Origin of the sequence: Streptomyces sp. SAI-127, from assembly GCF_029894425.1 — a bacterium.
Lineage (GTDB): Bacteria > Actinomycetota > Actinomycetes > Streptomycetales > Streptomycetaceae > Streptomyces.
Genome location: NZ_JARXYJ010000001.1, coordinates 7,828,456 through 7,855,097, shown reverse-complemented (window position 1 = coordinate 7,855,097; position 26,642 = coordinate 7,828,456). Strand labels below are relative to the sequence as shown.

Genomic DNA, 26,642 nt, shown 5'->3' with positions numbered 1-26,642 from the left:
GCCCCGGGCGGTCACCGGTCCGGCGAGGGCCCGCCCAGGGGCAGCCGCACGTCCATGGTCGTGCCCTCGCCGGGCGGGCTGCTGACGGCCAGCTTGCCGCCGATCGCCTCGACCCGGTCGATGAGACCGATCAGCCCGGAACCGCGTCCCGGCTCGGCGCCTCCGGCGCCGTCGTCGCGGATGGTCAGTTCCAGGACGCCGCCCCGGATCTCCGCCGAGACCTTCACCACGCGCGCGTGCGCGTGCTTCGTCGCGTTGGTGAGGCATTCGGAGGTCACGTAGTAGGCGGCCACCTCCAGTTGTTCCGGCAGCCGGGCCGCGGGCAGCTTCAGGTCGAGCTCGACGGGGACGGCGGAACGGCGGGCCAGTGAACGCAGGGCGGGCCCCAGGCCGCCTTTGGAGAGGATGGCCGGGTGGATGCCCCGGGCCACCTGGAGCAGGTCCTGGAAGGCGTCGTCGAGGCCCTTGCCGACATGTACCAGCTGTTCGGCCAGCTCAGAGGACCGGTCGGTCACCAGGGTCTCGGCGAGCCGCAGATCCAGCTGGAGGGCGACGAGCCGCTGCTGGACCCCGTCGTGCAGATCGCGCTCGATGCGCCGCCGGGAGGCGTCCGCCGCGGCCACCACGCGCGCGCGTGAGGCCGTCAGCTGGTCGCGGCTGTCGGCGTTGGCGATGGCGGTCGCGACGAGTTCGGTGAAGTCGGCCAGCCGCGACTCGGTGCCCACCGGCAGCACCTCCAGGGGAGAGGCCGCGACGACGAAGCCCCACAGCCGGTCGTCGACGACGATGGGCGCGCCCACGGCGTGGCCGACGTGGGCGGCGCGCCGGGTCCTGGTGACCGCGTCGATCGCCTCGTACCCGGCCTCCGTGCGCTCCTTGCGCGTGGCCTCTTCGAGTTCTTCCGGGATGCCGAGCACGGTCCCGAGGACCGTCTGGCTGCCGTCGGGCTCCTGCCGCAGGACGGCCGCCGTGGTGTCCAGCAGGTCCCCCACCTCCTCGGCCACCCTCGCGAACACCTCGGCCGGCGGGTCGCCGTGGGCCACCAGGGTGGCGACGCGACGCAGGGCGGCCTGTTCCCGGGCGGTGCGGCGGCTCTCGGTGACATCGCGGGCGGTGGCGTAGATGAGGCCCTGTTCCAGGACCGGCCGGGCGCTCCACTGCAGCCAGCACTCGGTGCCGTCCGCGCGCAGGTAGCGGTTCTCGAACTCGGCCACCTCGACGCCGTCGGCCAGCCGTGCGAGGGCCGCACGGGTGGTGTCCCGGTCCTCCTCGTGCACGAACTCGATGAACGGCATCGACAGCATCGTCTCGCGCGGGTGGCCCAGGAGGCGCTCGAAGGCCGGGTTGACCCGCTTGAAGTAGCCGTCGGTCCCGCTGATGCAGAGCAGGTCCAACGAGAGGTTGAAGATGCTCGCCAGTTCCTGCTCGGCCTCCTCACGCCGCCCGTGCGCCGCCGCGAAGGAGGCCATGGTGTCGTTCATGCCGCCCAGCAGCTGGCTCCATGTGCCCTCGAAGGAGGCCTGGTCGGCACGGTGTTCGAGGCGATTGTGGTCGATCGCCGTGTTCATGGCGCGGATCTCGGCGGCCAGCCGCTCGGTGGTCACGCGCAGTTCGCGGAAGGTGTCGGCGACCTCGCCCAGTTCGTCGCGGCCCGCGTACCGGATGTCGTACGAGAGATCGCCGTACGACAGTGCCCGGGCGCCCGCGGCGACCTGGCCGAGGGGCCGGGTGATCGACCGGCTGAGCGCGAGCGCGAGGAAGGTGACGAGGGCGAGCACGGCCAGCGAGGCGGTGAGGTCGCGCACCACGCGGACCTCCGCGTCGCGGCGGTCGTGGCCGGCCGTGGCGTCGAGTTCGCGGGCGGCCCGGTCCTGGATGCCGCGCAGCGAGTCGATGCGGGCCCCGGAGTCGGCGAGCCAGCGCTCGTACGAGGGCCAGGCGGCGGTCTCCGGGCGGGCGGTGGCCAGCAGGTCGCGGACGCTGCGGACGGCCCGGCCGGGATCCCTGAACTGGATGACGTACAGCTGGGTCCGCAGTTCGGCCGAGGTGTTCTCCCGGAAGGCGTCCAGCTGGGCCGTCTCGAGCGCGGGCCAGCGTCCGGCGCCGGTGGGTCGTCCCGCGGGCCCTGCGAGCAGTGCGGCGACCTCCGCCTGTTCCCGGTCGGCGGCCTCGATGGCTCGCAGGAGCGCGATGTGTGCGTCGGCGGCGCGGCCCGAGGCCCGGGTGGGGCGGCCGGCTTCGAGCGCGGTGACGTCGTGGAGCAGGGTGGCCTCGACGTTGCCGTACTGCTCGGCGATGTCAGGGGCGGTGAGCGAACCCGTGCCGATCTGGACGCGCAGGGAGTGGAGTTGACGGCCGACGGCGTCGAGGTCGCCTGCGATGTCGGATCCGGCCCACGAGGCGGCGCGGGTCACGGCGCTGTCCAGGGCCCGGTCGGTGGCGCGTTCGGCCTCGGTCCGCTCCGACGGCGTGTTCTGGCCGGGGCGCAGCCGGGCCTTGACGGCGGCGAGCCGCTCGCGTGCGACGGCGTCGGCGACCTCGGCCGTCGCGAACGACACCTCGGTGCCGGTGTGGAAGTCGCGCAGGGTGCGCGCCTCACGCCACTGGGCCACGGAGCTGAAGGCGGTGAAAGCGAGCATCCCGGTCACCGGCAGCAGGACCAGCAGCATCAGCTTCCGGCCGACGCGCAGCCGGGCGAGCAGGGGGACGCGGCGCGGGACCCCGGAGCTTCGTCTGAGCGGTGAGCGGCGCATGACAGGGCCTCAGGCGCCGGCGCTTCCGTGCGTGGTGCCTTTGGGTTCCGTCATGCGAAACACCCCTCTGTGGAGGGCGCTTTCACGCGCCCGTGCCGGGCACGGCCGGTCGTGGCGCGGCCCCTTCAGCATGCCCGCGAACTCCGCTGCCGTCCATGCGTCCCGGGAGCCACGCGACCCGGCACGGCGACGGCTCACGATCCGCCCTTCGGGTAACCGTCGTGGGCGGCGAGGTCCTTGTCGATGGCCTCGACCGCCTCGTCGAGTGTGGCCTTCACCGGAGCCCTGTCGATCATGATCTTGGGGAAGGCGCGGGAGAACGCCTCGGTGATCGCCGGGTAGGCGGGTGTGCGCGGCCTCGGCCGGGCCACGCCGTCGGTCAACTGCTCGATGAACAGGCGCTCGGCACCGCCGTCGGCGTACTCGGGCGAGAGCTTCACCGCGCTGTGCGTGGCCGGGATCGCGCCGTTGGCCACGGTCATCCGGCGGATCTGTTCCGGCTTCAGCAGATAGGCGAGGAAGCGCCATACGGCGTCGCCGTCGGCCCCGCCCGAGGTCACGCCCCACTGCCAGGAGCCCATCCCGGTCACGGTGCCCTCGCCGAAGTCGGGCAGCGGCACGATCGCCACGTCACCGGGGAACGTCCTGGTGTAGTCCGGGTACCTCCAGTGGCCTGCCCAGGAGATGACACTGCGCTCCTGCTCGAAGGCCTGTTCGCTCCTGCCGGGCTCGACGAGCCCCTCCTCCACCCAGTTCTGCAGGGTGGTGAGCGCCTCGACCGACTCGGGTCCGTTCAGAAAGCCGTCGGCGGTCCGGAACGTCCTGGGGTCGATGAGATCGCCGCCCGCCGACCACACCGCGGGGGCGAAGCCGTAGGTGTTCCACTCCTCGCCGGGTTTCGCGTCGACGAGGCCCATGTCGAGCGGATACCGGTGCCCCGCCTTGCGCAGGGTGCGCAGGATGTCCGTGAACTCGCGGACGGTCCAGGCGTCCTCCGCGCCCCGGGGAACACGGATGCCGGCCTTCTTCAGCACCGACGGCCGCACATAGAGCCCGAGCCCGGAGTCGAAGGTGCCGATCCCGTACAAGCTCCCCGCATAGGTGCCCTGTTGGCGGATCGAGGGCAGCAGGTCCTTGCGCAGGCCGTCGGACAGACAGGAGTCGATCGGCTTGATCCTGCCGGACCAGGCGTGGCTGTAGAGCCGGGGTCCGTCGAAGTCGAGCAGGTCCGGCAGGTCGCCGCTGGCCGCGGCGGAGAGCACGAGTTCGTTGTACGGCCGCTGCTCGGGCAGTGTGACGACCTCGACCCGCACCTCCCGCTGCGCCTTGTTGAAGTCCTGGACCTGGCGGCGCAGCGTGTTGTACTCGGCGCTCGGCCCCGCGTGGAACCACACGGTGACCTGCGCGGTGCCCTCGATCCTGCCGTCACAGGTGGTGTCGGTGCGGGGCCGCTCGCCCCTGTCGCCGCCGCCTCCCCCGCCGGCGCACGCGGCGAGCAGCAGCGCGACGGCCACCAGCCCCGTGGCCAGGGCGCGGCGCCCACGGCTTCTTCCGACGTCTCCGAGCGGCGCCTTCATCGCACACCCCCACTCGACCGGACTCGCACGGCCTCCCCAGGGCAGCCCACATGCTACCGCCTGTGACCTCCCGCTGCGCTGGGTGAGCGGAACTGACGTATTCGGCACAGGACTTGAGCACATTCCAGGTGCCGGGAAGCAATCCGTCCCGACTCTTTCCGGGTAGCCGGAAAGCGCAATCGCCGGACGACTGGCACCCTGTGCGCATGTCCATGCGCTGTCTTCTCGTCGATGACAGCATCCGGTTCCTGGAGGCCGCGCGAAGTCTGCTGGAACGCGACGGGATACCTGTCGTCGGCGTCGCACTGTCGGGTACCGAGGCTCTCGCACGGGCCGCGGAGCTGACCCCGGACATCGTCCTGGTCGATCTCGACCTCGACGGCGAGAGCGGATTCGACGTGGCGGTGGAGCTGGCCCGCAGTGTCTCGTGCGTCATCATCCTGATCTCCACGCACGCGCTCGACGACGTCCAGGAGCTGGTCGCCGGCAGTCCGGCGCGCGGCTTTCTGCCCAAGTCGGCGCTGTCGGCGCGGGCGATCAGGGAGTTGCTGAGCGGCGACGGGGAGGCCCCGCCCGCCTGAAGCAAAGGGGCCGCCGTCCGGCCAGGAGTGCGCCATCGTTCGGCGACAGGTGTTGTCGGGACTTGGTCAACACGCTTCAATGCGGGGGAACTCGGGGCGGGAACGACGGCGTACGAATGTGAAGCCTCCTTGCGGCACTGCCGCGCACGGCCCCGACGCACCCTCACGACGGCCTGACCAGCCGCCCGGACCTGCACAGAAAGGCCCCTGCATGCCGCACGCCACACAGCACGCGGACGTCGCGACCGTCGCCGAAGCGGAACTGGACACGGCCCTGCGAGGCGGCCCCTTCCACGTCGCGCTGCGTGCCGCGATCGCCGCCCGGGGGCTGCCGCTGCAGCGCGTCCAGCACCATCTGACGCGGTACGGGGTCAGGGTGGGCGTCACCAGCCTGAGTTACTGGCAGCAGGGTGCCCGGCGCCCGCAGCGTCCCGAGTCGCTGCGGGCCGTACGGGCGCTGGAGGAGATCCTGCAGCTGCCGGAGGAGTCGCTGATCCGGCTGCTCGCCGAGCAGGACGACGGGTCGGCCGCCGAGCGGCCCGCGGCCCGTTCCTACCGCTCCCTCCTCGCGGCCTCGGACGTCCTCGAACAGCTGCTGGGCGAGCTGGACTCGCCGCCCGACGGCGGGCTGCACACTCTCGGCCACCACGAGCGGATAGACATCGGGGCGCGCCGCGAACTGCGCGGTCGCGAGTCGCACCACATCGTGCGCGCCCACCGTGAGGGCGTCGACCGCTTCATGGCCGTCCACCACGGCGACCCGGGGTGCAGGCCCGAACTCATGACCGTGCACGCCCTGGAGAACTGCCGCACGGGACGCGTCCGTTCGCACCACGACACGGGGGTGCTCGTCGCCGAGCTGCTCCTCGACGCCCGGCTGCGCGCGGGTGACACCTTCCTGTTCCGCTACTGCGTCGAGGACGGCACGGCCGGAGTGTCCCGCGAGTACGTCCGCGGCTTCGGCTCACCGGGCGGTCAGTACGCGCTCCAGGTCCGGTTCGACGAGAACGCCCTGCCGCTGCGCTGCCACCGCTTCGCCCAGCACTCCCCCGCGGCCCCCCGCAGCGGCCGCCAGGAACTGGCCCTCACCGGCCACCACCACTCGGTGCACCTCGTCGAGCCGCGGGTGCGGTCGGGGGTCGTGGGGATCGGGTGGGACTGGGAGTGAGCGGTGTGACCTCAGGTCGGTGACGGCACGTAAACGTTTGCGCAAGCGTTTACGTGCGCTGCTGAATGGGATACCTTCCGGGCCGTGGGCCACCGTTCCGGTGCCCTCTGGGCGTCCTTCCGGGAGGGGACCCGATGCCGACCATGGCCGACGTGGCACGCAGCGCGGGGGTGTCCGTGGCGACCGTCTCGCACGTCCTCAACGGCACCCGGCCGGTCCTGCCCCACACCCGCCAGGCCGTGCTGGACGCCGTGGACGAGCTCGGCTACACGCCCAACACCCTCGCCCGCTCCCTGGTGACCTCCCGCACCCGCTCCATCGGGCTCGCGGTGTCGGCGATCAGCAACCCGTACTTCACGGAGATCCTCCAGGGCGTCGAGGCGGGTGCACTGGAACACGGTTACAGCCTCCTCATCGCCGATCCGCACGACGATCCCGACCACGAGTGCAAGGTCGTCCAGCTGCTGCACGAGAGGCGCGTGGACGGCATGATCGTCGCGCCTTCGGCGGACCCCCGCGAGCTCGTCTCCTACCTCGGGCGCCACCAGGTCCCGACGGTGTTCCTCGACCGTGTGATCGACGGGGTGATCGAAGGTATGGCCAAAGGTGTGGCGGACGGCCCGCTGCGCTTCGACCAGGTCTGCGCCGAGAACACCGAGCCGACGGCCCGGCTGGTCACCCATCTCGCCGGACTCGGCCACCGGCGCATCGGCCTGGTGGCGGGCCTGCCCGGGCTGAGCACCACCGCCGAACGGATCACCGGATACCGCCAGGGCCTCACCACCGCCCGTCTCCCCTACGACGACGACCTCGTCGTCCACGGCGACTCCGAGTCGGCCGGAGCCGAACGGGCCACAGCCACCCTGCTCTCCCTGGCCGCACCGCCCACCGCCCTCGTCACCGCCAACAACGCCATGACCATCGGCACCCTGCGCGCCCTGCGCGACCGCGGTCTGTCGGTACCGGACGACCTCGCCCTGTGCTGCTTCGACGACTTCGCCTGGGCCGACCTCTTCTCGCCCCGGCTCACCGCGATCGCCCAGCCCAGCCGGGAGATCGGCGCGCAGGCGGTCCGTGTGCTCCTGGAACGCCTCGCCGCGCCGGACCGGCCCGCCCGGACCGTGCGCCTCGACTGCACGTTCGTCCACCGCACGTCATGCGGCTGCCCCGACTCCGGGGAGCGGGGGCGGTCGTCGCAGGCCTCCCAGGCCTCCCACGCCTCCCTGGCCTCCCTGGCATCTCAGCCATCCCAGCCCTCGCAGTTCGAGAAAGGAAACGTCTCGTGATCGTCGTCGCCGGTGAGGCCCTGATCGACCTGGTACCGCAGGGCAGGGGCGCCCTCGCGAGCCTCACGCCGGCGCTCGGCGGCGGCCCCTACAACACCGCCGTGGCCCTCGGCCGACTCGGCTCCCCCACCGCCTTCTGCTCCCGCACCTCGCTCGACGCCTTCGGCGAGGCCCTGCTCGACGGGCTGCGGGAGGCGGGGGTGGACGTGTCCCCCGTTCAGCGCGGTGCGGAACCCACCACGCTCGCCGTCGCCACGATCGACACCAACGGCTCGGCCGCCTACTCCTTCTACGTCGACGGCACCGCCGACCGCCTGTTCGCCACGCCCGTCTCACTCCCCACCGACACGCGCGCGGTGTCCTTCGGTACCTGCTCGCTCGTCCTGGAACCGGGGGCGAGCGCCTACGAGGAACTGCTGCGGACCGCGGCCGCGCAGGGGGTGTTCACCGCGCTCGACCCGAACATCCGGGCCGGGCTGATCCCCGACGCGGACGCCTACCGGGCCCGGTTCAAGAGCTGGCTGCCGTCGGTGTCGCTGCTCAAGCTCTCCGAGGAGGACGCGCTGTGGCTGGGCGGCACCCCGCGCGAGTGGCTGGCCTCGGGGCCGTCGGCCGTCGTGGTCACCCATGGCGGTGACGGACTGACCGTGTTCACCCGGGACGGGGCGGCGCTTGCCGTGCCGGGCGAGAAGGTCGACGTCGTGGACACCATCGGCGCCGGCGACACCGTGAACGCGGCCCTGCTCCACGGCCTGGGCACCCTCGACGCGCTGTCCCCGGCGGCCCTCGCGGACCTGGGCGTCGAGGACTGGACCCGGCTGCTGCGGTTCGCGGCACGCGCGGCCGCGATCACCTGCTCACGGGCGGGGGCGCAGCCGCCGTACGCGTCCGAACTGGGCGGGCTGTAGGCAGCGACCGTCGGTCCAGGGGGCTGACGACGGAGCGAGCGGTGCCCCGCGGGGAGTTCCCGCGGGGCACCGCTCGTCGCGTGTCTTCTTCGGATGTGTGCGGCCGGCCGCCCCGGAGTCTCAGGCCTTGCGGGCCCGGGTCGCCTTCTTGGCGGGCGTGGTCGTGGTGGTCGTCGTCCTGGCCGTCGCCGTCTTCTTCGCCGTCGACTTGGCGGCGACCGTCTTCTTCGCCGCGGCCGTCTTCCTGGCCGGTGCCTTGCGCGGGGCCTTCACCGCTGCCCCGTCGCTGATCCGGTCGGCGCCGAGGATCTCCCTGAGGAACTTGCCGGTGTGGCTGGCCGGGACTCCGGCGACCTCCTCGGGGGTGCCCTCGGCGACGACGAGTCCGCCGCCCGCGCCGCCCTCGGGGCCCATGTCGACGACCCAGTCGGCCGTCTTGATCACATCGAGGTTGTGCTCGATGACGATGACGGTGTTGCCCTTGTCGACCAGGCCGGACAGGACCTTCAGCAGCTTGCTGATGTCCTCGAAGTGCAGACCGGTGGTCGGCTCGTCCAGGACGTAGACCGTACGGCCGGTGGACCGCTTCTGGAGCTCGCTGGCGAGCTTCACGCGCTGGGCCTCGCCACCGGACAGGGTGGTCGCGGCCTGGCCGAGACGGACGTAGCCGAGACCGACGTCCTTGAGGGTGTTGAGGTGGCGGGCGATCGCGGGGACGGCCTCGAAGAAGTCGGTCGCCTCCTCGATCGGCATGTTCAGGACGTCGGAGATGGACTTGCCCTTGTAGTGGACCTCCAGGGTCTCCCTGTTGTAGCGGGCGCCGTGGCAGACCTCGCACGGGACGTAGACGTCCGGGAGGAAGTTCATCTCGATCTTGATGGTGCCGTCGCCCGCGCAGTTCTCGCAGCGGCCGCCCTTGACGTTGAAGGAGAAGCGGCCGGGCATGTAGCCGCGGACCTTCGCCTCGGTGGTCTCGGCGAACAGCCTGCGGACGTGGTCGAAGACGCCGGTGTAGGTCGCCGGGTTGGAGCGCGGGGTGCGGCCGATCGGCGACTGGTCGACATGCACGACCTTGTCGACGAGGTCGTCGCCGTCCACGCGCGTGTGCCGGCCCGGGACGCTCCTCGCGCCGTTGAGCTCGCGCGCCAGGTGCGTGTACAGGATGTCGTTGACCAGGGTCGACTTGCCGGAGCCGGAGACACCGGTGACCGCGGTGAACACGCCCAGCGGGAAGGACACGTCGATGTCCTGGAGGTTGTTCTCGCGGGCTCCGTGCACCGTGAGCCGCCGGGACGGGTCGAGGGGGCGGCGGATGTGGGGCAGCGGGATGGCCTTCTTGCCCGACAGGTACTGGCCCGTCTCCGACTCGGCGTTGACGAGCAGCTCCTTCAGGGAACCGCTGTGCACGACCTTGCCGCCGTGCTCGCCCGCGCCGGGACCGATGTCGACGATCCAGTCGGCGACCTTGATGGTGTCCTCGTCGTGCTCGACGACGATGAGCGTGTTGCCCATGTCGCGCAGCCGGACCAGGGTCTCGATCAGCCGGTGGTTGTCGCGCTGGTGCAGGCCGATGGACGGCTCGTCGAGGACGTACAGCACGCCGACGAGTCCGGAGCCGATCTGGGTGGCCAGCCGGATGCGCTGGGCCTCGCCGCCGGAGAGGGTGCCCGCCGCGCGGTTCAGCGAGAGGTAGTCCAGGCCGACGTCGACCAGGAACTTCAGTCGTTCGTTGACCTCCTTGAGCACCCGCTCGGCGATCTTCTTGTCACGGGCGCTGAGCTTCAGCTCACCCAGGAAGTCCGCGCAGTCGCTGATGGACATGCCGGAGACCTCGGCGATCGACTTGCCCATGACGGTGACCGCGAGGACGAGCGGCTTGAGGCGGGTGCCCTCGCAGGTGGGACAGGGCACCTCGCGCATGTAGCCCTCGAAGCGCTCGCGGCTGGCGTCGCTCTCGGACTCGCTGTGCCGGCGCTTGACGAAGGGAACGGCACCTTCGAAGGGGGTCGTGTAGACCCGCTCGCGGCCGTACCGGTTGCGGTAGCGGACCTCGATCTGCGTCTTGTGGCCGTGGAGCAGGGCCTTCTTGGCGCGCTGGGGCAGCCCGGCGAAGGGGATGTCCGTCCGGAAGCCCAGCGCGTCCGCGAGGGCGCCGATCAGACGGCCGAAGTAGTCCTTGGTGTGGCCGTGCGACCAGGGGTGGATGGCGCCCTCGTCGAGGGACTTGTCCTCGTCAGGGATGATCAGCTCGGGGTCGACCTCCATGCGCGTGCCGATGCCGGAGCAGTCGGGGCAGGCGCCGAAGGGCGAGTTGAAGGAGAAGGAGCGGGGCTCCAGCTCCTCGAAGGACAGGTCGTCGTACGTGCAGTACAGGTGCTCCGAGAACATGCGCTCGCGCTCGGGGTCGTCCTCGGGGAGGTCGACGAAGTCGAGCACGACCATGCCGCCGGCGAGGCCGAGGGCGGTCTCCACCGAGTCGGTGAGACGGCGCTTGGCGGACTCCTTCACCGTGAGGCGGTCGATGACCACCTCGATGGTGTGCTTCTCCTGCTTCTTCAGCGTGGGCGGGTTGGAGAGCTGGATGGTCTCGCCGTCCACGCGCGCACGGCTGTAACCCTTGGTCTGGAGATCGGCGAAGAGATCGACGAACTCTCCCTTGCGCTCGCGCACCAGCGGCGAGAGCACCTGGAAGCGGCTCCCCTCCGGCAGCTCCAGGACCTTGTCGACGATGGCCTGCGGCGACTGCCGCGAGATCGGGCGGCCGCACTCGGGGCAGTGCGGCTTGCCGATGCGCGCGAAGAGCAGGCGCAGGTAGTCGTAGACCTCGGTGATGGTGCCGACCGTCGAGCGCGGGTTGCGCGAGGTCGACTTCTGGTCGATGGAGACCGCGGGCGAGAGGCCCTCGATGAAGTCGACGTCGGGCTTGTCCATCTGGCCGAGGAACTGGCGGGCGTACGAGGAGAGCGACTCCACGTAGCGACGCTGGCCCTCGGCGAAGATGGTGTCGAAGGCCAGGGAGGACTTGCCCGACCCGGACAGGCCCGTGAAGACGATGAGCGAGTCGCGAGGCAGGTCGAGCGAGACGTTCTTCAGGTTGTGCTCGCGCGCGCCACGGACGATGAGACGGTCGGCCACGCCGGTCCGCACCTTTCTTGGCTTGAGAGGAGTGACAGGGGCGGGGCCCCCGTGCTTTCTCAGACTAGGGGGAGCCACTGACAACGCCGGTCGGATTCCCCGGAGGCATAACAATCCCCGACCATCCAGCATGCCCGACGCCGCACCCGACCATATAGCACGCGCTTTCGATTTACGGCACTGCTTCACCACCTTCACCCAAAGGTGTGGCGGGGCTAGGGTCAGCACCATGATTGATCACGCTCATGACCTGGTGTCTGTACGTGGTGCGACCGAGCGGCTCCTGACCGCAGCCGCCAAGTTGGACAACGCGTCCGTGACCGAGTCGTCACGGCTGCCGGGCTGGAGCCGCGGCCATGTCCTCGCCCACCTGTCCCGCAATGCCGACGCCCTCGTGAACGTTCTGCGGGGGCAGCCCATGTATCCCTCCGCGGACGCGCGCGACGCCGACATCGAGCGCGACGCCCCGCGCCCCCTCGACGTCCAGCTCGCCGACCTCCGCGACAGTGCCGAGCGCTTCCAGGAGGCGGGGGCGGCACCGGCCGACTGGTCGCGCACGGTCGAGCTCCGCAACGGGGTCACCGACTCGGCGTCCCGGGTGCCGTTCCGGCGGTGGGTCGAGGTGGAGCTGCACCACGTGGACCTCGGGATCGGGTACGAGCTGGAGGATCTTCCGGAGGACTTCGTCCAACGCGAGATCGATTTCCTCGCGGAGCGGTTCCGGGGCCACCCCGACGTGCCTTCCCTCCTGATCGAGGAGGACGACGGCCGCCGGATCCCGACGGGCGGCCACGGGGACACCGCGCTCGTCGTCACGGGGCGCCGGGCCGACCTGCTCGGCTGGCTGGCCGGCCGCCGCGACGGCTCGGCACTGACGGTCCACGACGGCACCCTCCCCGCACTGCCCCCGCTATAGGCTGACCGCCATGACGTACAGCGGACAGGTGACCGTCGGCGGGCCCGCCGACGTGCACGAGCTCAAGGACCTGATGATCACCAAGATCGCGGTCGGCCCGATGGACAACAACGCCTATCTGCTGCGCTGCCGGGCCACCGACGAGCAATTGCTGATCGACGCGGCCAACGACGCGCACACCCTGCTGGGCATGATCGGCGACGACGGCATCGCGTCCGTCGTCACCACGCATCAGCACGGCGACCACTGGCAGGCGCTCGCCGCGGTCGTCGCGGCCACGCGCGCGCGTACGTACGCCGGCCGGGACGACGCCCAAGGCATCCCCGTGCCCACCGACGTCCTGGTCGACGACGGCGACGTCATCCGCGTGGGGCAGGTGGAGCTGACCGCGCGCCACCTGGTCGGACACACACCGGGCTCGATCGCCCTCGTCTACGACGACCCCCACGGGCATCCCCATGTGTTCACCGGGGACTGTCTGTTCCCGGGAGGCGTGGGCAACACCCGCAAGGATCCCGAGGCGTTCGCCAGCCTGATCCACGACGTCGAGACGAAGATCTTCGACGCGCTGCCGGACGAGACCTGGGTGTACCCGGGACACGGGAACGACACCTCGCTGGGCGCGGAGCGGCCGCAACTGCCGGAGTGGCGCGCGCGGGGGTGGTGAACTCCGGGGCATGCGCCCCGCGTACACCCCTCGCACGCGCCCCGTGTGAACTCTTCACACACGCCGGTGTCACACACGCGCTCCCGGCACACATGGTTGCGCAGTCAACTGGAAGAAGCCCCGCACAGGATGACGGCTCCTGCGCGGTACGGGCCGCCGGTCTTTCAATCCCCGCCCTCGACCGGCGGCCCCGGCGTCCCCTCCGGGGAGCGTTCACAAGAATGCAACACACGTTCCCAATATGCGGACGATTGCCGTCATGACCTCGACAAACGGGACGGTGGACTGCCACTCTCCCGCCATGCACCTTGCCCCCCGCGCACTGCGCCGCGCCGCCACCGCGGCATCCATAGCCCTGCTCGCCACCGCCGTCGGCTGTGCTCCGCAGTCGGAGGACGACGCGAACGCCAAGGCCTCGGGGTCGACGGGAACCACCTGTGCCAAGGGCAAGTTGGCCACCAAGAGCTCCGGAAAACTGACCGTGGCGACCGACGAGCCCGCGTACGAGCCGTGGTTCAAGGACGACAAGCCCGCGAGCGGCAAGGGCTTCGAGTCAGCCGTCGCCTACGCCGTGGCGAAGCAGCTCGGCTACGACAAGAGCGCCGTCGTCTGGCAGAGCGTCCCCTTCAACAAGGCCTTCGCACCGGGTGAGAAGACCTTCGACTTCGACATCAACCAGGTGTCGATCAGCGCCGAGCGCAAGAAGGCCGTGGACTTCTCGTCCGGCTACTACGACGTGCGTCAGGCCGTCATCGCGCTCAAGGGCACCAAGGCCGCCCAGGCGAAGAGCATCGCGGACCTGAAGGGCCTCAAGCTGGGCGCCCAGGTCGGCACGACCAGCCTCAACTACATCGAGGACGTGGTGAAGCCGACGCGCGAGGCCGCCGCGTACGCCAAGAACGACCAGGCCAAGTCCGCGCTCCAGAACCGCCAGGTGGACGCCATCGTCGTCGACCTGCCGACCGCCTTCTACATCACGGCGGCCGAGGTGACGGACGGCACGATCGTCGGGCAGTTCGAGAACCAGGGCGGCACACCGGAGCAGTTCGGACTCGTCCTCGACAAGGGCAGCGCGCTCACCTCCTGCGTGACGGCCGCCGTGGACGCCCTGCGCAAGGACGGCACGCTCGCCGGGCTGGAGCAGGAGTGGCTGTCGGACGCCGTCGACGCCCCGGTGCTCAAGTGACGCTCACGAAGGACGAGTCCGGCGCCGGGACACCGGAGGCGGACGACTCGTACACACCGTCGCAGCGGCGGATCGAGCGGGAGCGTCTCAAGCGTGCCCGCGCCCGCCGCGCGACGGCGATCGCCGCGGTCTCGACCCTGGTCACCGCCGTCGTCCTCTATCTGGTCGTCGTCAGCGCACCCGGCTGGCCGCGCACCAAGGAGACGTTCTTCAACGGGCAGTACGCGCGCGAGGCCTTCCCGAAGGTCCTCGAAGGGCTGTGGCTGAACGTCCGGCTGCTGCTGATCTGCGGTGTCGCCGTGCTGGTGCTCGGCATGCTGATCGCCATCGCCCGCACGCTGCGCGGCCCGGTGTTCTTCCCGCTGCGCTTCCTGGCCGCCGCCTACACGGACTTCTTCCGCGGGCTTCCGCTCATCATCAACCTCATGATCGTCGTCCTGGGCGTCCCGGCGCTGCGGCTCCAGGGCGTGACGGTCGACCCGGTGCTGCTGGGCGGTACGGCCCTCACGCTGACGTATTCGGCGTACGTGGCCGAGGTGTTCCGCGCCGGCATCGAGTCCGTGCACCCCTCGCAGCGCGCCGCCGCCCGCTCGCTCGGTCTCTCCAACCGGCAGGCGCTGCGTCACGTGGTGCTCCCACAGGCCGTGCGCCGCCAGGTGCCGCCCCTGCTGAACGACCTGGTGTCCCTCCAGAAGGACACCGGTCTCGTGTCGATCGGCGGCGCGATCGACGCCGTACGGGCCGCCGACATCATCGTCGGCCGCAGCCTCAACTACACGCCGTACATCGTCGCGGGCCTGGTGTTCGTGGCGCTGACCATCCCGATGACCCGCTTCACCGACTGGGTGACGGCACGGATGGACCGCAGGCGGGCCCAGGGAGGGACCACATGAGCGACGCACCGGTGCTGCGGATGGAGTCCGTCCGCAAGACCTTCGGCGACTCGGTCGTGCTGCGGGACGTCGATCTGGAGGTCGTCCCGCACACGGTGACCGCGCTGATCGGTGCCTCAGGCTCCGGCAAGTCGACCCTGCTGCGCTGCGCCAACCTCCTGGAGGAGATCGACGACGGCGCCATCTGGCTGGACGGCGAGGAGATCACCGATCCACGCGTCGACCAGGACGCGGTACGGCGCCGTATCGGCGTGGTCTTCCAGGCGTACAACCTCTTTCCGCACATGACGGTGCTGGAGAACATCACGCTGGCCCCTCGCCGGGTGCACAAAGCGGCCCGCGCGGAGGCCGAGGAGCACGCCCGCGAGCTCCTGGAGCGGCTCGGGCTGGGTGGTAAGGCCGGCGAGTACCCCGACCGGCTCAGCGGCGGTCAGCAGCAGCGGGTGGCGATCGTGCGGGCTCTCGCCGTACGCCCCCGCCTGCTGCTGCTCGACGAGATCACCGCGGCCCTCGACCCCGAGCTGGTCGGCGAGGTCCTGAACGTCGTGCGCGACCTGAAGGGCGACGGCATGACCATGGTGCTGGCCACGCACGAGATGGGCTTCGCGCGCGAGGTCGCCGACCAGGTGTGTTTTCTGGACGCGGGTGTGGTGCTCGAGCGCGGGACCGCCGAGCAGATCTTCGGCGACCCGCAGCAGGAGCGCACGCAGCGCTTTCTGAAGCGGATCGTGGAGGCGGGGCGGCTGTAGCGGTGGCGAGGCGGCGGTAAGGACCGTGCGCCAGGACTTCGGTCCTTACACGTCGGCCTGGGCCGGCCCCGCCAGCGCCGCGACACGCTCCACGCCGAAGACGTACCCCTGCACTCCGCAGCCGGCGATGACTCCGTCCGCGCGCAACGAGACGTAGGAGTGGTGCCGGAAGGACTCGCGCCGGTGGATGTTGGAGATGTGCACCTCCAGCACCGGGAGCCCGTCACAGGTGTTGAGTGCGTCCAGAATCGCGACCGAGGTGTGTGAGTAGGCACCGGGGTTGATGACGATGCCGCAGTGCTGGAGCCTGGCCTCGTGGATCCAGTCGACCAGCTCGCCCTCGTGGTTCGACTGCCGGAAGTCCACCGTGCCGCCGTGCGCGGCGGCCGCCTTGGCGCACAGGGCCTCGACGTCGGCCAGGGTGTCCTTGCCGTAGATCTCCGGCTGACGCTGACCCAGCAGGTTCAGGTTGGGGCCGTTGAGAATCATGATCGGGGCGTTGGCCAGGGTGCGGGGCACGGTTCCTCCGGTCGGTGAAGGCGGGCTGCTCGGACCCGGTTTATCACGGTGCGCCACGCGCGGCGCGGCCCGTACCCTCCGGGCATGACGACGATCTCGTACCCGCCCAAGCCCGTACCCGGCGACCGCATAGCCGTCATCTCCCCGGGGGCCGGTCTGCCGGGACTCTTCCCGCGCCCCTACGAGTTGGGGCTCGAGCGGCTGCGCAAGGAGTACGGGCTGGAGCCGGTCGAGTATCCGACGACCCGCAAGATGGGCTCGACGCCCCAGGAGCGCGCCGACGACATCCACGCCGCGTTCGCCGACCCGGCCGTCAAGGCGGTCATGGCGTCCATCGGCGGCGACGACCAGATCACCGTGCTGCCGTTCCTGGACCGGGAGTTGATCCGGGCGAACCCGAAGCCGTTCTTCGGGATGAGCGACAACACCAACCTGCTCGCGTTCCTGTACAGCACCGGCATCGTCGGCTACCACGGCGCGACCGTGATGACCGCGCTCGGACGGCCGGTGGCCATGAGCGCGCTGACGGCCGACTCCCTGCGGGCGGCCCTGTTCACCTCGGGCGAGTACGAACTGACCCCCGCCGCCCGCTGGCGGGACGTCGACCGTGACTGGGCGGACCCCACCACCTTCGACGCCGAGCCGGAGACCCGCCCCGGCAACGGCTGGACCTGGGTGAACGCCGACCGCACGGTGGAGGGCCGAGCCTGGGGCGGCTGTCTGGAGATCCTGGGCTGGCTGCTCATGGCCGACCGCGAGATCGCGCGCGACCTGAGTCGGTACGACGGCGGAGTGCTGCTCCTGGAGACCTCGGAGGAGATGCCGAGCGACGTCGAGGTCTTCCGCACCCTGCGCAACATGGGCGAGCGCGGACTCCTCCAGCGCTTCTCCGCGCTGTTGTGGGGCCGCCCCAAGTCGTGGGCCTTCGAGCGCCCCAACAGCCCCGAGGAGGCGGATCGTTACGCCGCCGACCAGCGCGAGGCCGTACTGCGGGCCATGAGCGACTATGCCCCGCACACCACCATCGTCTTCGATGTGGACTTCGGACACACCGATCCACAACTCGTCATCCCCTACGGCGGTCTCGTCCGCGTCGACGGTCCCACCCGGCGCATCACCGTCACGTACTGATCACGCCCGAGCGCGCTCACGCGCCCCCGTAACCGCCGATCACCGTGGGTAGTTGACGCGGCATGCACGACGTACGCACCGTAAGGGCGCCCTCCATGCCGCGGCTCGCGGCCGCCTCGCTCGCCGGGACGGCCATCGAGTTCTACGACTTCTTCGTCTACGGGACGGCCGCGGCACTGGTCCTGGGGCCGCTGTTCTTCCCGACGTTCTCCCCGGTGGCGGGGACGCTGGCCGCCTTCGGGACGTTCGGCGTGGGGTTCGTCGCACGGCCGCTCGGGTCGGTGCTGTTCGGGCACATCGGGGACCGGCACGGACGGCGGCCGGTGCTCGTGGCCTCACTGCTGCTGACCGGCGCCGCCACGGTCGCGGTCGGCTGTGTGCCGACGTACGACACGATCGGGGTGGCCGCGCCGGTGCTGCTTCTGGTGCTGCGTTTTCTCCAGGGGCTGGGCCTCGGCGGGGAGTGGGGCGGGGCCGTGCTGCTGACCGCGGAGCACGCGCCCGCCGAGCGGCGCGGACTGTGGACGAGCTTCCCGCAGGTGGGGCCCGCGCTGGGCTTCCTGCTCGCCAACGGGGTGGTGCTGGCGCTGTCGACCACGCTGTCCGAGGCCCAATTCGCCGCGTGGGGCTGGCGAGTGCCGTTCTGGGCGGCCGGGGTGTTGGCGGCGGTGGGGCTGTGGCTGCGCTCCTCGCTCCCGGAGAGCCCCGGTTTCCTGGAGATCGACGACCACGCGCGCGTGCCGCTCGCCGAGGTGGTGCGCGACCATGGGCGGCTCGTGCTGCTGACGGCCGGGGCGCTCGCGATCGGGTACGCGATCTTCTACACCGTGACGACGTGGTCCCTCGCCTACGGGACGGAGCGGCTCGGGGTGAGCCGTGCCGTCATGCTGACCTGCATCATGGCCGCGGTGCTGGTGAAGGGCGCACTCACGCCGGTGGCGGCGGTGCTCGGGGACCGGTACGGGCGGCGGCCGTTGTGTCTGACCGGGTGCGCGGCGGCAGCGCTGTGGATGTTCCCGATGGTGGCGCTGCTCGCGACCGGGGAGCCGCTGCTGATGTTCCTCGGTTTCCTCGGCGCGATGATCGCGTTCATCACGATGTTCGCGGTGATCGCCGCGTATCTGCCGGAGCTGTACGAGCCGCGGGTGCGCTGCACGGGTGCCGCGGTCGGCTACAACCTCGGCGGGGTCGTCGGCGGCGCGCTCACACCGATCGTGGCGACGGCGCTGGTGCAGCACGGCGGGCGGGTGCCCTGGGGCGTGGGTGCGTATCTGACCGGGATCGCGCTGCTCAGCCTGGGGTGTTTCGCGTTGCTGCCGGAGACGCGGCCGGTGCCCGTGGCGGTGGCGGAGCCCGCTATGGATTGACCGCCAGTTCCAGGTAGGCGGCGAACAGCACCAGATGGACACCGCCCTGGAGCGGTGTGGCCCGGCCGGGAACCACCGTCAGCGAGCTCACCACCACGGTCAGGGCCAGCAGCACCATGTGGGTTGAGCCCAGACCGAGGACGAGCGGGCCGGAGAGCCAGACGGAGGCCAGAGCGACCGCGGGGATGGTCAGGCCGATGCTGGCCATGGCCGAGCCGAGGGCGAGGTTGAGGCTGGTCTGCACCCGGTCGCGGCGTGCGGAGCGCAGTGCGGCGATCGTCTCGGGGAGCAGCACCAGCAGGGCGATGATCACACCGACGACGGCCTGGGGAAGACCCGCCTTGGCGACCCCGGACTCGATGGTGGGGGACACTCCCTTGGCCAGGCCGACCACCCCGATCAGCGCGAGGCCCAGCAGGCCCAGGCTGGTCAGCGCGGTACGGGCGGTGGGCGCGTCGGCGTGGTCCTCGGTGGTGATCACCTCGCCCTGACGGGTGATCGGGAGGAAGTAGTCGCGGTGCCGTACGGTCTGGGTCGCCACGAAGAGGCCGTACAGGATCAACGAGGACAGCGCGGCGAAGGTCAGCTGGGTGGCGGAGAACTCCGGGCCCGGCTTGCTCGTCGTGAACGTCGGCAGCACCAGGCTCAGCGTGGCCAGGGTGGCGACCGTGGCGAGAGCGGCGCCGGTGCCCTCGGGGTTGAAGAGCGCGGTGCCATGGCGCAGTGAGGCCACGAGGAGGCTGATGCCGACGATGCCGTTGCAGGTGATCATCACGGCCGCGAAGACCGTGTCTCTTGCCAGCGTCGAGCTCTTGTCGCCGCCGTCCACCATCAGGGTGACGATCAGGGCGACCTCGATGATCGTGACGGCGACGGCGAGGACGAGGGAGCCGAACGGTTCACCGACCCGGTGGGCGATCACCTCGGCGTGGTGCACGGCGGCCAGCACGGCCCCCGCGAGGACCAGGGTCACGAGTACGACGACCGCGCCGGGCAGATCGCGTCCCCATGTGAACACCAGCAGGACGACCGCGAGCACCGGCACGGCGGACGTCCAACGCGTGGTGAGCGTCCGGAGCCGAGCGATCATGCAGCGATCGTGTCAGAGGCCGACCGGACGCGCACTCCACCGGGGCTACTTGAGCTCGCCCGACTCCAGGACGTCGCAGTTGGTGTAGACGCGCTCGCCGATGCTCAGCGCGGCCAGCTGCTCCGCGAGTTTGCTCGTCTCGGGGTCCTCACTGTTGCGCATGGCCTCGTCGTACGAGTCGAACTCGAGCAGCGCCAGATAGTGGTTGGGCTTGTCCCGGTCCTTCAGGAGCATGCGGTGGGTCGGGCCGCCCGTCCTGCCCGCGTTGCGCTGCCCCGCCTCCTGCAGCAGCAGCTGCATCTCGTCCAGGCGCTCGGTCTCGAAGCCGATGATCTGCACGAACTTCATGGATGTCTCCAGCCGGCCACGGCGCCCCCGGGCCGGGGAACGCGCTCTGGAACCAAACAAGCACCGGGAGCGATACCCGGCAATTCGCCGCGCTCAGCTCCCGGTGCTGGTTCTTCTACGTCTGCTGTGGTCAGGCCTCGATGCTGTCCTTCGGAGCGCCTTCGCCCTCCGCCTGCGCCGCCTCGGCCGCCGCCTGCTTCCTGGAGGCCATGAGACTGGTGATCGTGGTGACGATCAGGACCGCGCAGATCACGCCGAGCGAGACCGGAATGCTGATCTCGGGGACGTGGACCCCGGACTCGTGCAGGGCGTGCAGCACCAGCTTGACGCCGATGAAGCCCAGGATGATCGACAGGCCGTAGCTCAGGTGGACCAGCTTCCGCAGCAGGCCGCCGATGAGGAAGTACAGCTGGCGCAGGCCCATCAGGGCGAACGCGTTGGCCGTGAAGACGATGTACGGGTCCTGGGTCAGGCCGAAGATCGCGGGGATCGAGTCGAGCGCGAAGAGCACATCGGTGGAGCCGATGGCGAGCATCACGACGAGCATCGGGGTCATGACCCGCTTGCCGTTCTCCACGATCCACAGCTTGGTGCCGTGGTAGCGGTCGGCCACGCCGAACCTGCGCTCGGCGGCCTTGAGCAGCTTGTTCTCCTCGAACTCCTCTTCCTCCTCGTCCGCCCGGGCCTCCTGGATGAGCTTCCAGGCGGTCCAGATGAGGAAGGCGCCGAAGATGTAGAACACCCAGGCGAAGCTGGCGATGATCGCGGCGCCGGCGGCGATGAAGATCGCGCGCAGCACCAGGGCTATGAGGACACCGACGAGAAGCACCCGCTGCTGGTACTGCGAGGGCACCGCGAACTTCGCCATGATCAGGACGAAGACGAAGAGGTTGTCCACGCTCAGGGACTTCTCGGTGATGAAGCCCGCGAAGAACTCTCCGCCGGCCTGGCCGCCGCCGAAGACGAACAGACCGAGCCCGAAGAGGCCGGCCAGGGCGATCCAGACAACCGTCCAGATGCCCGCTTCCTTGATGGACACGTCGTGCGGCTTGCGGCCGATGAAGAAGTCGACCGCGATGAGGGCGGCGAGGCCCACGATCGTCAGGACCCACAGGGTCACGGAAACATCCACAGTTCCTCCGGCAATACGTAACGGCAAGTAACCAGCGTCGTCGCGCTGCCGGAGGTCTCTTCCACCCACGGTGGGCCGACGCCCCGGGATCAGGCCTGATCCGTATTGACGGGTACGCCGCAGTCGACAGGGAGTACTCCCCTCCGTGCCACCAACCGTACCCAATCACCAAGTAAAGGTAAAGCGATTGGCAAAAGAAAGGTCAAAATCCCTGGTGAGAAGGCCTTTACGTATACTTGGTACGAGCCTTGGCGACCTGGTTCAGGACCTGCTGGACCACCTGGCTGCCGGGCGGGACGAGCGCGGGCTCGTAGGTCCAGGCATGCCCGACCCACGGGTCGGCGAGATGGTCGTCGGGCACCGGGGTCAGTCGCATGAGCGAGCGCCACAGGGGGTCGAGGAGCGGGCCGTAGGCGGAGGCCTCCTCACGGTCCGCGACCATCATCAGGTGGACGCCGACGGACGGTCCCTCGTCCGCGAGATAGCGCAGCTGGGTCACGGCCCGGTCGTCGAAGCCGTGCGGGAAGTCGTTGACGATCAGGAGTTGCTCGGAGGTGTCGAGGCCGGGCGGGAGGGAGTCGGCCGCGCCTCCGCGCACCGCCATCTGCACGAGGTCGACGCGCTCGGTGAGGCGCGCCAGGACGTCCGCCACGCCCCCGGCGCCGACGGCGGGCGGGGCCGCGAGCACGCCGGTCCACACCAGCGGGGCGAGCGACTGCGCCCCCGAGCCGGCCGGGTCGATGACGTGCAGGGTGTAGTCCCCGGCGGGGTGGACGGCGAGGAGCCGGGCCGCGAGCGCCACGGCCGTGTCCATGGCGAGGCGGTGCAGTTCGTGGGAGTCGAAGAACGAGCCGTCGAGCGATCCGGCGGCTCCGCTGTCGATCCACAGGCCCCGCTCCAGCGGCAGCCGGATCAGCATCGGGATACGCAGCTCGGCGCACTCGGGCAGATGCAGATCGCCCAGGCGCACGGCCATGGGTGCTTCGAACGGCACCCGGTAGCCGTGCCAGACGGGGTTGTCCCAGCGGGCGTACGCCGCGGGCAGGGCGGGTTCGACCACCTCCGACTCGGCCGTGAGCTGGCCGAGATCCCGGTCGTAGGCCGCACGAGCCTGTTCGACGAGCTGGGCGTGCTTGGTGCGGGCCGCCTCACGTGCGGCGTCGCCCTGCCCGCCGATCCGGCTGCGCGGGTCGGCGAGGGCCGCGTCGAGCTCCTTCTCCATGCGCGAGTCGGCGAAGTCGACGGCGCTGCGGTACGCGGCCGTGGAGCGGGCCAGGTCCTCGAACATGCCCCACACCTGGTTGTAGAGCCGCTCGTCCATGGACCAGCCGGTCGCGTCCCCGGCGACGGGCCTGGCGGGCTGTCCCGGCTGAACGGGAGGCGCGGCGGGCGGAGGCGGGGGCGGGGCGGCGTTCTGCCGTCGGGGGTGGCTGTAATCGATCGGGCCGCCGACGGTGGGCGCGGGGGGCTGAGCGGCGGACGCGTCCGCGGGCGCCTGGGCGTGTCCGGGCTGCGGCCCGCCGGTTGCCTGGGCGCCCTGCGCGCCGAAGGGAGAGGCGGGCTGCGCTGCGCCGGAGGCCGGGCCGCCGTCCGGGGCCATCGGCTGCGGCGGTGTGCCCGGAGGCTGTGTGCCGTACGACGACAGCGGCTGCGGGGGTACGGCAGCGGAGGCGCCCTGCGTCGCGGAAGAGCCGTGTTCCGGGCCCGGTGCCGGCGTGGCCGTCTGCCGGGCGCGGTCGCCGTCCGCCGTGCGGGCCGGGGGCGTCACGGCTCGGGCCAGCCCCTGGGCCACCGCCTCATGGATGGTGTTCGCGAGCTGGTGGGCCTGGGGAAGGCCCTGGTCGGTGAGGAGTTCGGTGAGACCGCCCGCGTAGCCCTGGCCGACGGCGCGTACCTTCCAGGCGCCCTGGCGTCGGTAGAGCTCCAGGGCGACGACCGCCGACTCGGCGTCCAGACCGGTGATGGTGTAGCTGGCGAGCTCGGTGCCGTCGAGGCCCGTGACCGCGACGAAGGGGGCGGCGACGGCGCCGAAGCGCACGGGTCCGCCCGCCGAGGGCAGGGCGAGCAGCACATGGACCCGGTGCACGGCCTCGGGTACGGCGCCGAGATCGACCGCGAGGCGGTGGTCGGCGGCCGCCTGCCGGGAGACCTCCAGACCCGGCAGGGCGGGCGCACCCGGGTGGACGACCCACTCGACGCCGTGCACCGTGCCGTGCTCGTCGCCGAGCGTGGCTCCGGCCACGATCGGCGTACCGGCCGCGATCCGGATCTCGAGGCGGGCCTGGGAGAGCGGGTGGTTCTGCCCCCGCACCAGCTCGGCCGTCATCGCCTTCTCCCCCTGTGTCGTGGTGTCGGTCGGGTGCCGCTCGGCGGGCCGGTTACAGGTGCGGCAGGATCGCCGGCATCAGGTCCTGGAAGGTGCGGCCGTTGGCCGGGGTGCCCAGGGCCGTCATGGTCCAGCCCGGGCCCGTCCGGTGCACCTTCGCCATGATCTGGGCGGTGTAGGCGCCGCCGCCGGCGAGCGTGTAGCGGGCCATCTCGTCGCCGTTGGTCTCGTCGACCAGTCGGCAGAAGGCGTTCTGCACCTCCTGGAAGGTCTGGCCCGTGAAGGAGTTCACGGTGAAGACGATCTGGTCGATGTGAACGGGGACGCGGGCCAGGTCGACGAGGATCGCCTCGTCGTCACCGCCCTGGCCGACGCCGCCGACGAGGTTGTCACCGGTGTGCTTGACCGAGCCGTCGTCGCTCACCAGGTGACGGAAGAAGACGACGTCGACGGGCTGCTTGTCCGCGAACAGGACGGCGGAGGCGTCGAGGTCGACCTCTCGCGTGCGCGAGCCGAACAGGCCGCGCCGGGGAGCCGCCTGCCAGCCGAGGCCCATGCGCACCGCGGTCAGGCTGCCTCCGTCGTTCTTCTGCAGACTGATGGCCTGACCCTTGGTCATGTTGACGGTCACGCGCCGAACCCCTCTCGCTGCTGTCCCCAGTTGCCGCGGTGTCCGCGGTTGTCCAGAACCCTACGCAGGGGCACTGACGGTGACGCACCCCGGAACGCACTTTGTGTCGGTCTTGCAACACAGGGCGATGGAGGTCAGGCCAGGCCGGCCTCCTTCATCTGCCGGAGCTCCTTCTTCATCTCGGAGACCTCGTCGCGCAGGCGGGCCGCGATCTCGAACTGGAGGTCGGCGGCGGCGGCACGCATGCGTGCCGTCATCTCCTCGATCTGCTCGGCGAGTTCGGCCGCGGGGCGGTCGGTCGGGACGGTTTCCTTGGCCTTGCCCTTGGCGGCCTTGGTGCCGGCCGCCGCCTTGCCGAGGGAGGGCACGGGGGCCTTGGCTGCCTTGCCGTCCTTGCCCTGGCGGTAGCCGGAGCCGAGCAGTTGCTCGGTGTCGATGTCCTCGCGGGCGATCTGCGCGACGATGTCGTTGATCTTCTTGCGCAGCGGCTGGGGGTCGATGCCCCGCTCCGTGTTGTACGCGACCTGCTTCTCCCGGCGCCGGTTGGTCTCCTCGATGGCCTTCTCCATCGCCGGGGTGATCTTGTCGGCGTACATGTGGACCTGGCCGGAGACATTGCGCGCGGCGCGGCCGATGGTCTGGATCAGAGAGGTGCCGGAGCGCAGGAAGCCCTCCTTGTCGGCGTCGAGGATGGCCACCAGGGACACCTCTGGCAGGTCGAGGCCCTCGCGCAGGAGGTTGATGCCGACGAGGACGTCGAACTCGCCGGAGCGCAGCTCACGCAGCAACTCCACGCGGCGCAGGGTGTCGACGTCGCTGTGCAGATAGCGGACCTGGATGCCGAGCTCCAGGAAGTAGTCGGTGAGGTCCTCGGCCATCTTCTTGGTGAGCGTGGTGACCAGGACGCGCTCGTCCTTCTCGGTGCGGGTGCGGATCTCGTGCACCAGGTCGTCGATCTGGCCCTCGGTCGGCTTGACGACGACCTCGGGGTCGATCAGGCCGGTGGGGCGGATGATCTGCTCGACGACGCCGTCCCCGCGCGAGAGCTCGTACTTGCCGGGCGTCGCCGACAGATAGACGGTCTGGCCGATGCGCTCCGTGAACTCCTCCCACTTGAGGGGGCGGTTGTCCAGGGCCGAGGGGAGGCGGAAGCCGTGGTCGACGAGGGTGCGCTTGCGGGAGGCGTCGCCCTCGTACATCGCGCCGATCTGGGGCACGGTCACGTGCGATTCGTCGATGACGAGCAGGAAGTCGTCCGGGAAGTAGTCGATCAGGGTGTTCGGCGGGGAACCGGGCGCGCGGCCGTCGAAGTGCATCGAGTAGTTCTCGACGCCCGAGCAGGAGCCGATCTGGCGCAGCATCTCGAGGTCGTACGTCGTGCGCATCCTCAGGCGCTGGGCCTCCAGGAGCTTGCCCTGCTTCTCCAGCTCGGTCAGGCGCTCCCCGAGCTCCTTCTCGATGTCATTGACGGCCCGCTCCATGCGCTCGGGTCCCGCGACGTAGTGCGAGGCCGGGAAGACGTACAGATGGTCGTCGTCGCTGATGATCTCGCCGGTGAGCGGGTGGAGCGTGGACAGTGCCTCGATCTCGTCGCCGAACATCTCGATGCGGACGGCGAGCTCCTCGTAGACCGGGAAGATCTCGATGGTGTCGCCGCGCACCCGGAAGGTGCCGCGGGTGAAGGCCAGGTCGTTGCGCGTGTACTGGATGTCGACGAAGCGGCGCAGCAGCTGGTCGCGGTCGATCTCCTCGCCGACCTTGAGCGCCACCATGCGGTCCACGTACTCCTGCGGGGTACCGAGGCCGTAGATGCAGGAGACCGAGGCGACCACGATGACGTCTCGGCGGGTGAGCAGCGAGTTGGTCGCGGAGTGGCGCAGGCGCTCCACCTCCTCGTTGATCGAGGAGTCCTTCTCGATGTAGGTGTCCGACTGCGGGACGTAGGCCTCGGGCTGGTAGTAGTCGTAGTACGAGACGAAGTACTCGACGGCGTTGTTCGGCAGCAGCTCGCGGAATTCGTTCGCCAGCTGGGCGGCCAGCGTCTTGTTCGGGGCCATCACCAGGGTGGGGCGCTGGAGCTTCTCGATCATCCACGCCGTGGTGGCGGACTTTCCGGTGCCGGTCGCGCCGAGCAGGACGACGTCCTTCTCACCTGCCTCGATGCGCTTGGCCAGCTCGGCGATGGCCGCCGGCTGATCGCCGCTGGGCTGGTAGGAGCTGACGACCTCGAAGGGCGCCACCGTACGTTCGATGTGGGAAACGGGCCGCATGGAGTCCAC

Annotated in this window: 21 protein-coding genes; 11 read left to right on the top strand and 10 right to left on the bottom strand. The window is 70.5% G+C overall.

The genetic code is table 11. The features are described from left to right. Window positions 1–11: 11 nt before the first annotated feature. Together M2157_RS36070 and M2157_RS36065 are read right to left on the bottom strand one after the other, a co-directional pair. A complete protein-coding gene (locus M2157_RS36070; protein ID WP_280856870.1) occupies window positions 12–2,753 on the bottom strand; it encodes a nitrate- and nitrite sensing domain-containing protein in 2,742 nt (913 codons plus the stop codon). 194 nt (window positions 2,754–2,947) lie between these two features. Beyond that, window positions 2,948–4,330: a sugar ABC transporter substrate-binding protein gene (locus M2157_RS36065; protein WP_280856871.1), complete on the bottom strand. Its 1,383-nt coding sequence runs from the start codon at window positions 4,328–4,330 to the stop codon at window positions 2,948–2,950. Between the two features lie 206 nt (window positions 4,331–4,536). Between M2157_RS36065 and M2157_RS36060 the strand changes: the two genes are divergently transcribed. The 4 genes from M2157_RS36060 (at window position 4,537) to M2157_RS36045 (ending at window position 8,273) form a co-directional block, all read left to right on the top strand. Beyond that, the gene (locus M2157_RS36060) at window positions 4,537–4,911 is read left to right on the top strand and encodes a response regulator (RefSeq protein ID WP_280856872.1); all 375 of its coding nucleotides are present in this window, start codon (window positions 4,537–4,539) and stop codon (window positions 4,909–4,911) included. Between the two features lie 211 nt (window positions 4,912–5,122). Continuing rightward, window positions 5,123–6,079, top strand: coding sequence for a hypothetical protein (locus tag M2157_RS36055; protein ID WP_280856873.1), 957 nt, complete (start codon window positions 5,123–5,125; stop codon window positions 6,077–6,079). A gap of 134 nt (window positions 6,080–6,213) precedes the next feature. Next, window positions 6,214–7,365 (top strand): LacI family DNA-binding transcriptional regulator, encoded by a 1,152-nt coding sequence (locus M2157_RS36050; protein ID WP_280856874.1) that lies wholly within the window; start codon window positions 6,214–6,216, stop codon window positions 7,363–7,365. Further along, window positions 7,362–8,273 (top strand): carbohydrate kinase, encoded by a 912-nt coding sequence (locus M2157_RS36045; protein ID WP_280856875.1) that lies wholly within the window; start codon window positions 7,362–7,364, stop codon window positions 8,271–8,273. Before M2157_RS36050 ends, M2157_RS36045 begins: the two co-directional genes overlap by 4 nt. 120 nt (window positions 8,274–8,393) lie before the next feature. Here the strand turns inward: M2157_RS36045 and uvrA are convergent, their stop codons facing one another. Next, window positions 8,394–11,408 (bottom strand): excinuclease ABC subunit UvrA, encoded by a 3,015-nt coding sequence (uvrA, locus tag M2157_RS36040; protein ID WP_280867307.1) that lies wholly within the window; start codon window positions 11,406–11,408, stop codon window positions 8,394–8,396. A 229-nt stretch (window positions 11,409–11,637) separates the two neighbouring features. On the opposite strand from uvrA, the gene M2157_RS36035 reads away from it, so the two are divergent. The 5 genes from M2157_RS36035 (at window position 11,638) to M2157_RS36015 (ending at window position 15,819) form a co-directional block, all read left to right on the top strand. Next, the gene (locus M2157_RS36035) at window positions 11,638–12,324 is read left to right on the top strand and encodes a maleylpyruvate isomerase family mycothiol-dependent enzyme (RefSeq protein ID WP_280867306.1); all 687 of its coding nucleotides are present in this window, start codon (window positions 11,638–11,640) and stop codon (window positions 12,322–12,324) included. A 10-nt stretch (window positions 12,325–12,334) separates the two neighbouring features. Continuing rightward, window positions 12,335–12,991 (top strand): MBL fold metallo-hydrolase, encoded by a 657-nt coding sequence (locus M2157_RS36030; RefSeq protein ID WP_280856878.1) that lies wholly within the window; start codon window positions 12,335–12,337, stop codon window positions 12,989–12,991. A 301-nt stretch (window positions 12,992–13,292) separates the two neighbouring features. Further along, window positions 13,293–14,177: an ABC transporter substrate-binding protein gene (locus M2157_RS36025; protein ID WP_280868328.1), complete on the top strand. Its 885-nt coding sequence runs from the start codon at window positions 13,293–13,295 to the stop codon at window positions 14,175–14,177. Then, entirely contained in the window at window positions 14,174–15,070 is an 897-nt protein-coding gene (locus M2157_RS36020; protein ID WP_266380285.1) for an amino acid ABC transporter permease, read from the top strand. Before M2157_RS36025 ends, M2157_RS36020 begins: the two co-directional genes overlap by 4 nt. Continuing rightward, window positions 15,067–15,819, top strand: coding sequence for an amino acid ABC transporter ATP-binding protein (locus M2157_RS36015; protein ID WP_280867305.1), 753 nt, complete (start codon window positions 15,067–15,069; stop codon window positions 15,817–15,819). Before M2157_RS36020 ends, M2157_RS36015 begins: the two co-directional genes overlap by 4 nt. Window positions 15,820–15,864: 45 nt before the next feature. On the opposite strand, the gene aroQ is transcribed toward M2157_RS36015, so the two are convergent. Continuing rightward, window positions 15,865–16,338 carry a type II 3-dehydroquinate dehydratase gene (aroQ, locus tag M2157_RS36010; protein ID WP_059206156.1) on the bottom strand — a complete coding sequence of 158 codons (474 nt, stop codon included), beginning with the start codon at window positions 16,336–16,338 and terminating at the stop codon, window positions 15,865–15,867. 84 nt (window positions 16,339–16,422) lie between these two features. Here aroQ and M2157_RS36005 point away from each other — a divergent pair, with 84 nt between their 5' ends. Together M2157_RS36005 and M2157_RS36000 are read left to right on the top strand one after the other, a co-directional pair. Next, window positions 16,423–17,469, top strand: coding sequence for a S66 peptidase family protein (locus M2157_RS36005; protein WP_280856881.1), 1,047 nt, complete (start codon window positions 16,423–16,425; stop codon window positions 17,467–17,469). Window positions 17,470–17,531: 62 nt separating this feature from the next. Continuing rightward, window positions 17,532–18,836 (top strand): MFS transporter, encoded by a 1,305-nt coding sequence (locus tag M2157_RS36000; RefSeq protein WP_280867304.1) that lies wholly within the window; start codon window positions 17,532–17,534, stop codon window positions 18,834–18,836. Here M2157_RS36000 and M2157_RS35995 read toward each other — a convergent pair. The 6 genes from M2157_RS35995 to uvrB all read right to left on the bottom strand — a co-directional run bounded on the left by M2157_RS35995 (window position 18,826) and on the right by uvrB (window position 26,633). Continuing rightward, entirely contained in the window at window positions 18,826–19,926 is a 1,101-nt protein-coding gene (locus M2157_RS35995; protein WP_280856883.1) for an ionic transporter y4hA, read from the bottom strand. The genes M2157_RS36000 and M2157_RS35995 overlap by 11 nt on opposite strands. A gap of 45 nt (window positions 19,927–19,971) precedes the next feature. Then, a complete protein-coding gene (locus tag M2157_RS35990; protein ID WP_280856884.1) occupies window positions 19,972–20,274 on the bottom strand; it encodes a hypothetical protein in 303 nt (100 codons plus the stop codon). Window positions 20,275–20,404: 130 nt separating this feature from the next. Then, window positions 20,405–21,406 (bottom strand): TerC/Alx family metal homeostasis membrane protein, encoded by a 1,002-nt coding sequence (locus tag M2157_RS35985; RefSeq protein ID WP_280856885.1) that lies wholly within the window; start codon window positions 21,404–21,406, stop codon window positions 20,405–20,407. A gap of 226 nt (window positions 21,407–21,632) precedes the next feature. Next, on the bottom strand, window positions 21,633–23,732 hold the full coding sequence (locus tag M2157_RS35980) for a TerD family protein (RefSeq protein ID WP_280856886.1): 2,100 nt from the start codon (window positions 23,730–23,732) through the stop codon (window positions 21,633–21,635). Window positions 23,733–23,784: 52 nt separating this feature from the next. Then, window positions 23,785–24,363 (bottom strand): TerD family protein, encoded by a 579-nt coding sequence (locus M2157_RS35975; RefSeq protein WP_280856887.1) that lies wholly within the window; start codon window positions 24,361–24,363, stop codon window positions 23,785–23,787. A 134-nt stretch (window positions 24,364–24,497) separates the two neighbouring features. Then, window positions 24,498–26,633 (bottom strand): excinuclease ABC subunit UvrB, encoded by a 2,136-nt coding sequence (gene uvrB, locus M2157_RS35970; RefSeq protein ID WP_280856888.1) that lies wholly within the window; start codon window positions 26,631–26,633, stop codon window positions 24,498–24,500. Between the last annotated feature and the right edge of the window lie 9 nt (window positions 26,634–26,642).

Bases quoted from the DNA above. Each gene is read 5' to 3' on its own strand.
- M2157_RS36065 (WP_280856871.1), bottom strand. From the start codon at position 4,330: ATGAAGGCGCCGCTCGGAGACGTCGGAAGAAGCCGTGGGCGCCGCGCC.
- M2157_RS36000 (WP_280867304.1), top strand. From the start codon at position 17,532: ATGCACGACGTACGCACCGTAAGGGCGCCCTCCATGCCGCGGCTCGCG.
- M2157_RS36025 (WP_280868328.1), top strand. From the start codon at position 13,293: ATGCACCTTGCCCCCCGCGCACTGCGCCGCGCCGCCACCGCGGCATCC.
- M2157_RS36070 (WP_280856870.1), bottom strand. From the start codon at position 2,753: ATGCGCCGCTCACCGCTCAGACGAAGCTCCGGGGTCCCGCGCCGCGTC.
- M2157_RS35995 (WP_280856883.1), bottom strand. From the start codon at position 19,926: ATGATCGCTCGGCTCCGGACGCTCACCACGCGTTGGACGTCCGCCGTG.
- M2157_RS36030 (WP_280856878.1), top strand. From the start codon at position 12,335: ATGACGTACAGCGGACAGGTGACCGTCGGCGGGCCCGCCGACGTGCAC.
- uvrB (WP_280856888.1), bottom strand. From the start codon at position 26,633: ATGCGGCCCGTTTCCCACATCGAACGTACGGTGGCGCCCTTCGAGGTC.
- M2157_RS36060 (WP_280856872.1), top strand. From the start codon at position 4,537: ATGTCCATGCGCTGTCTTCTCGTCGATGACAGCATCCGGTTCCTGGAG.
- M2157_RS36005 (WP_280856881.1), top strand. From the start codon at position 16,423: ATGACGACGATCTCGTACCCGCCCAAGCCCGTACCCGGCGACCGCATA.
- M2157_RS35990 (WP_280856884.1), bottom strand. From the start codon at position 20,274: ATGAAGTTCGTGCAGATCATCGGCTTCGAGACCGAGCGCCTGGACGAG.
- M2157_RS36015 (WP_280867305.1), top strand. From the start codon at position 15,067: ATGAGCGACGCACCGGTGCTGCGGATGGAGTCCGTCCGCAAGACCTTC.
- M2157_RS36055 (WP_280856873.1), top strand. From the start codon at position 5,123: ATGCCGCACGCCACACAGCACGCGGACGTCGCGACCGTCGCCGAAGCG.
- M2157_RS36050 (WP_280856874.1), top strand. From the start codon at position 6,214: ATGCCGACCATGGCCGACGTGGCACGCAGCGCGGGGGTGTCCGTGGCG.
- M2157_RS35980 (WP_280856886.1), bottom strand. From the start codon at position 23,732: ATGACGGCCGAGCTGGTGCGGGGGCAGAACCACCCGCTCTCCCAGGCC.
- M2157_RS36035 (WP_280867306.1), top strand. From the start codon at position 11,638: ATGATTGATCACGCTCATGACCTGGTGTCTGTACGTGGTGCGACCGAG.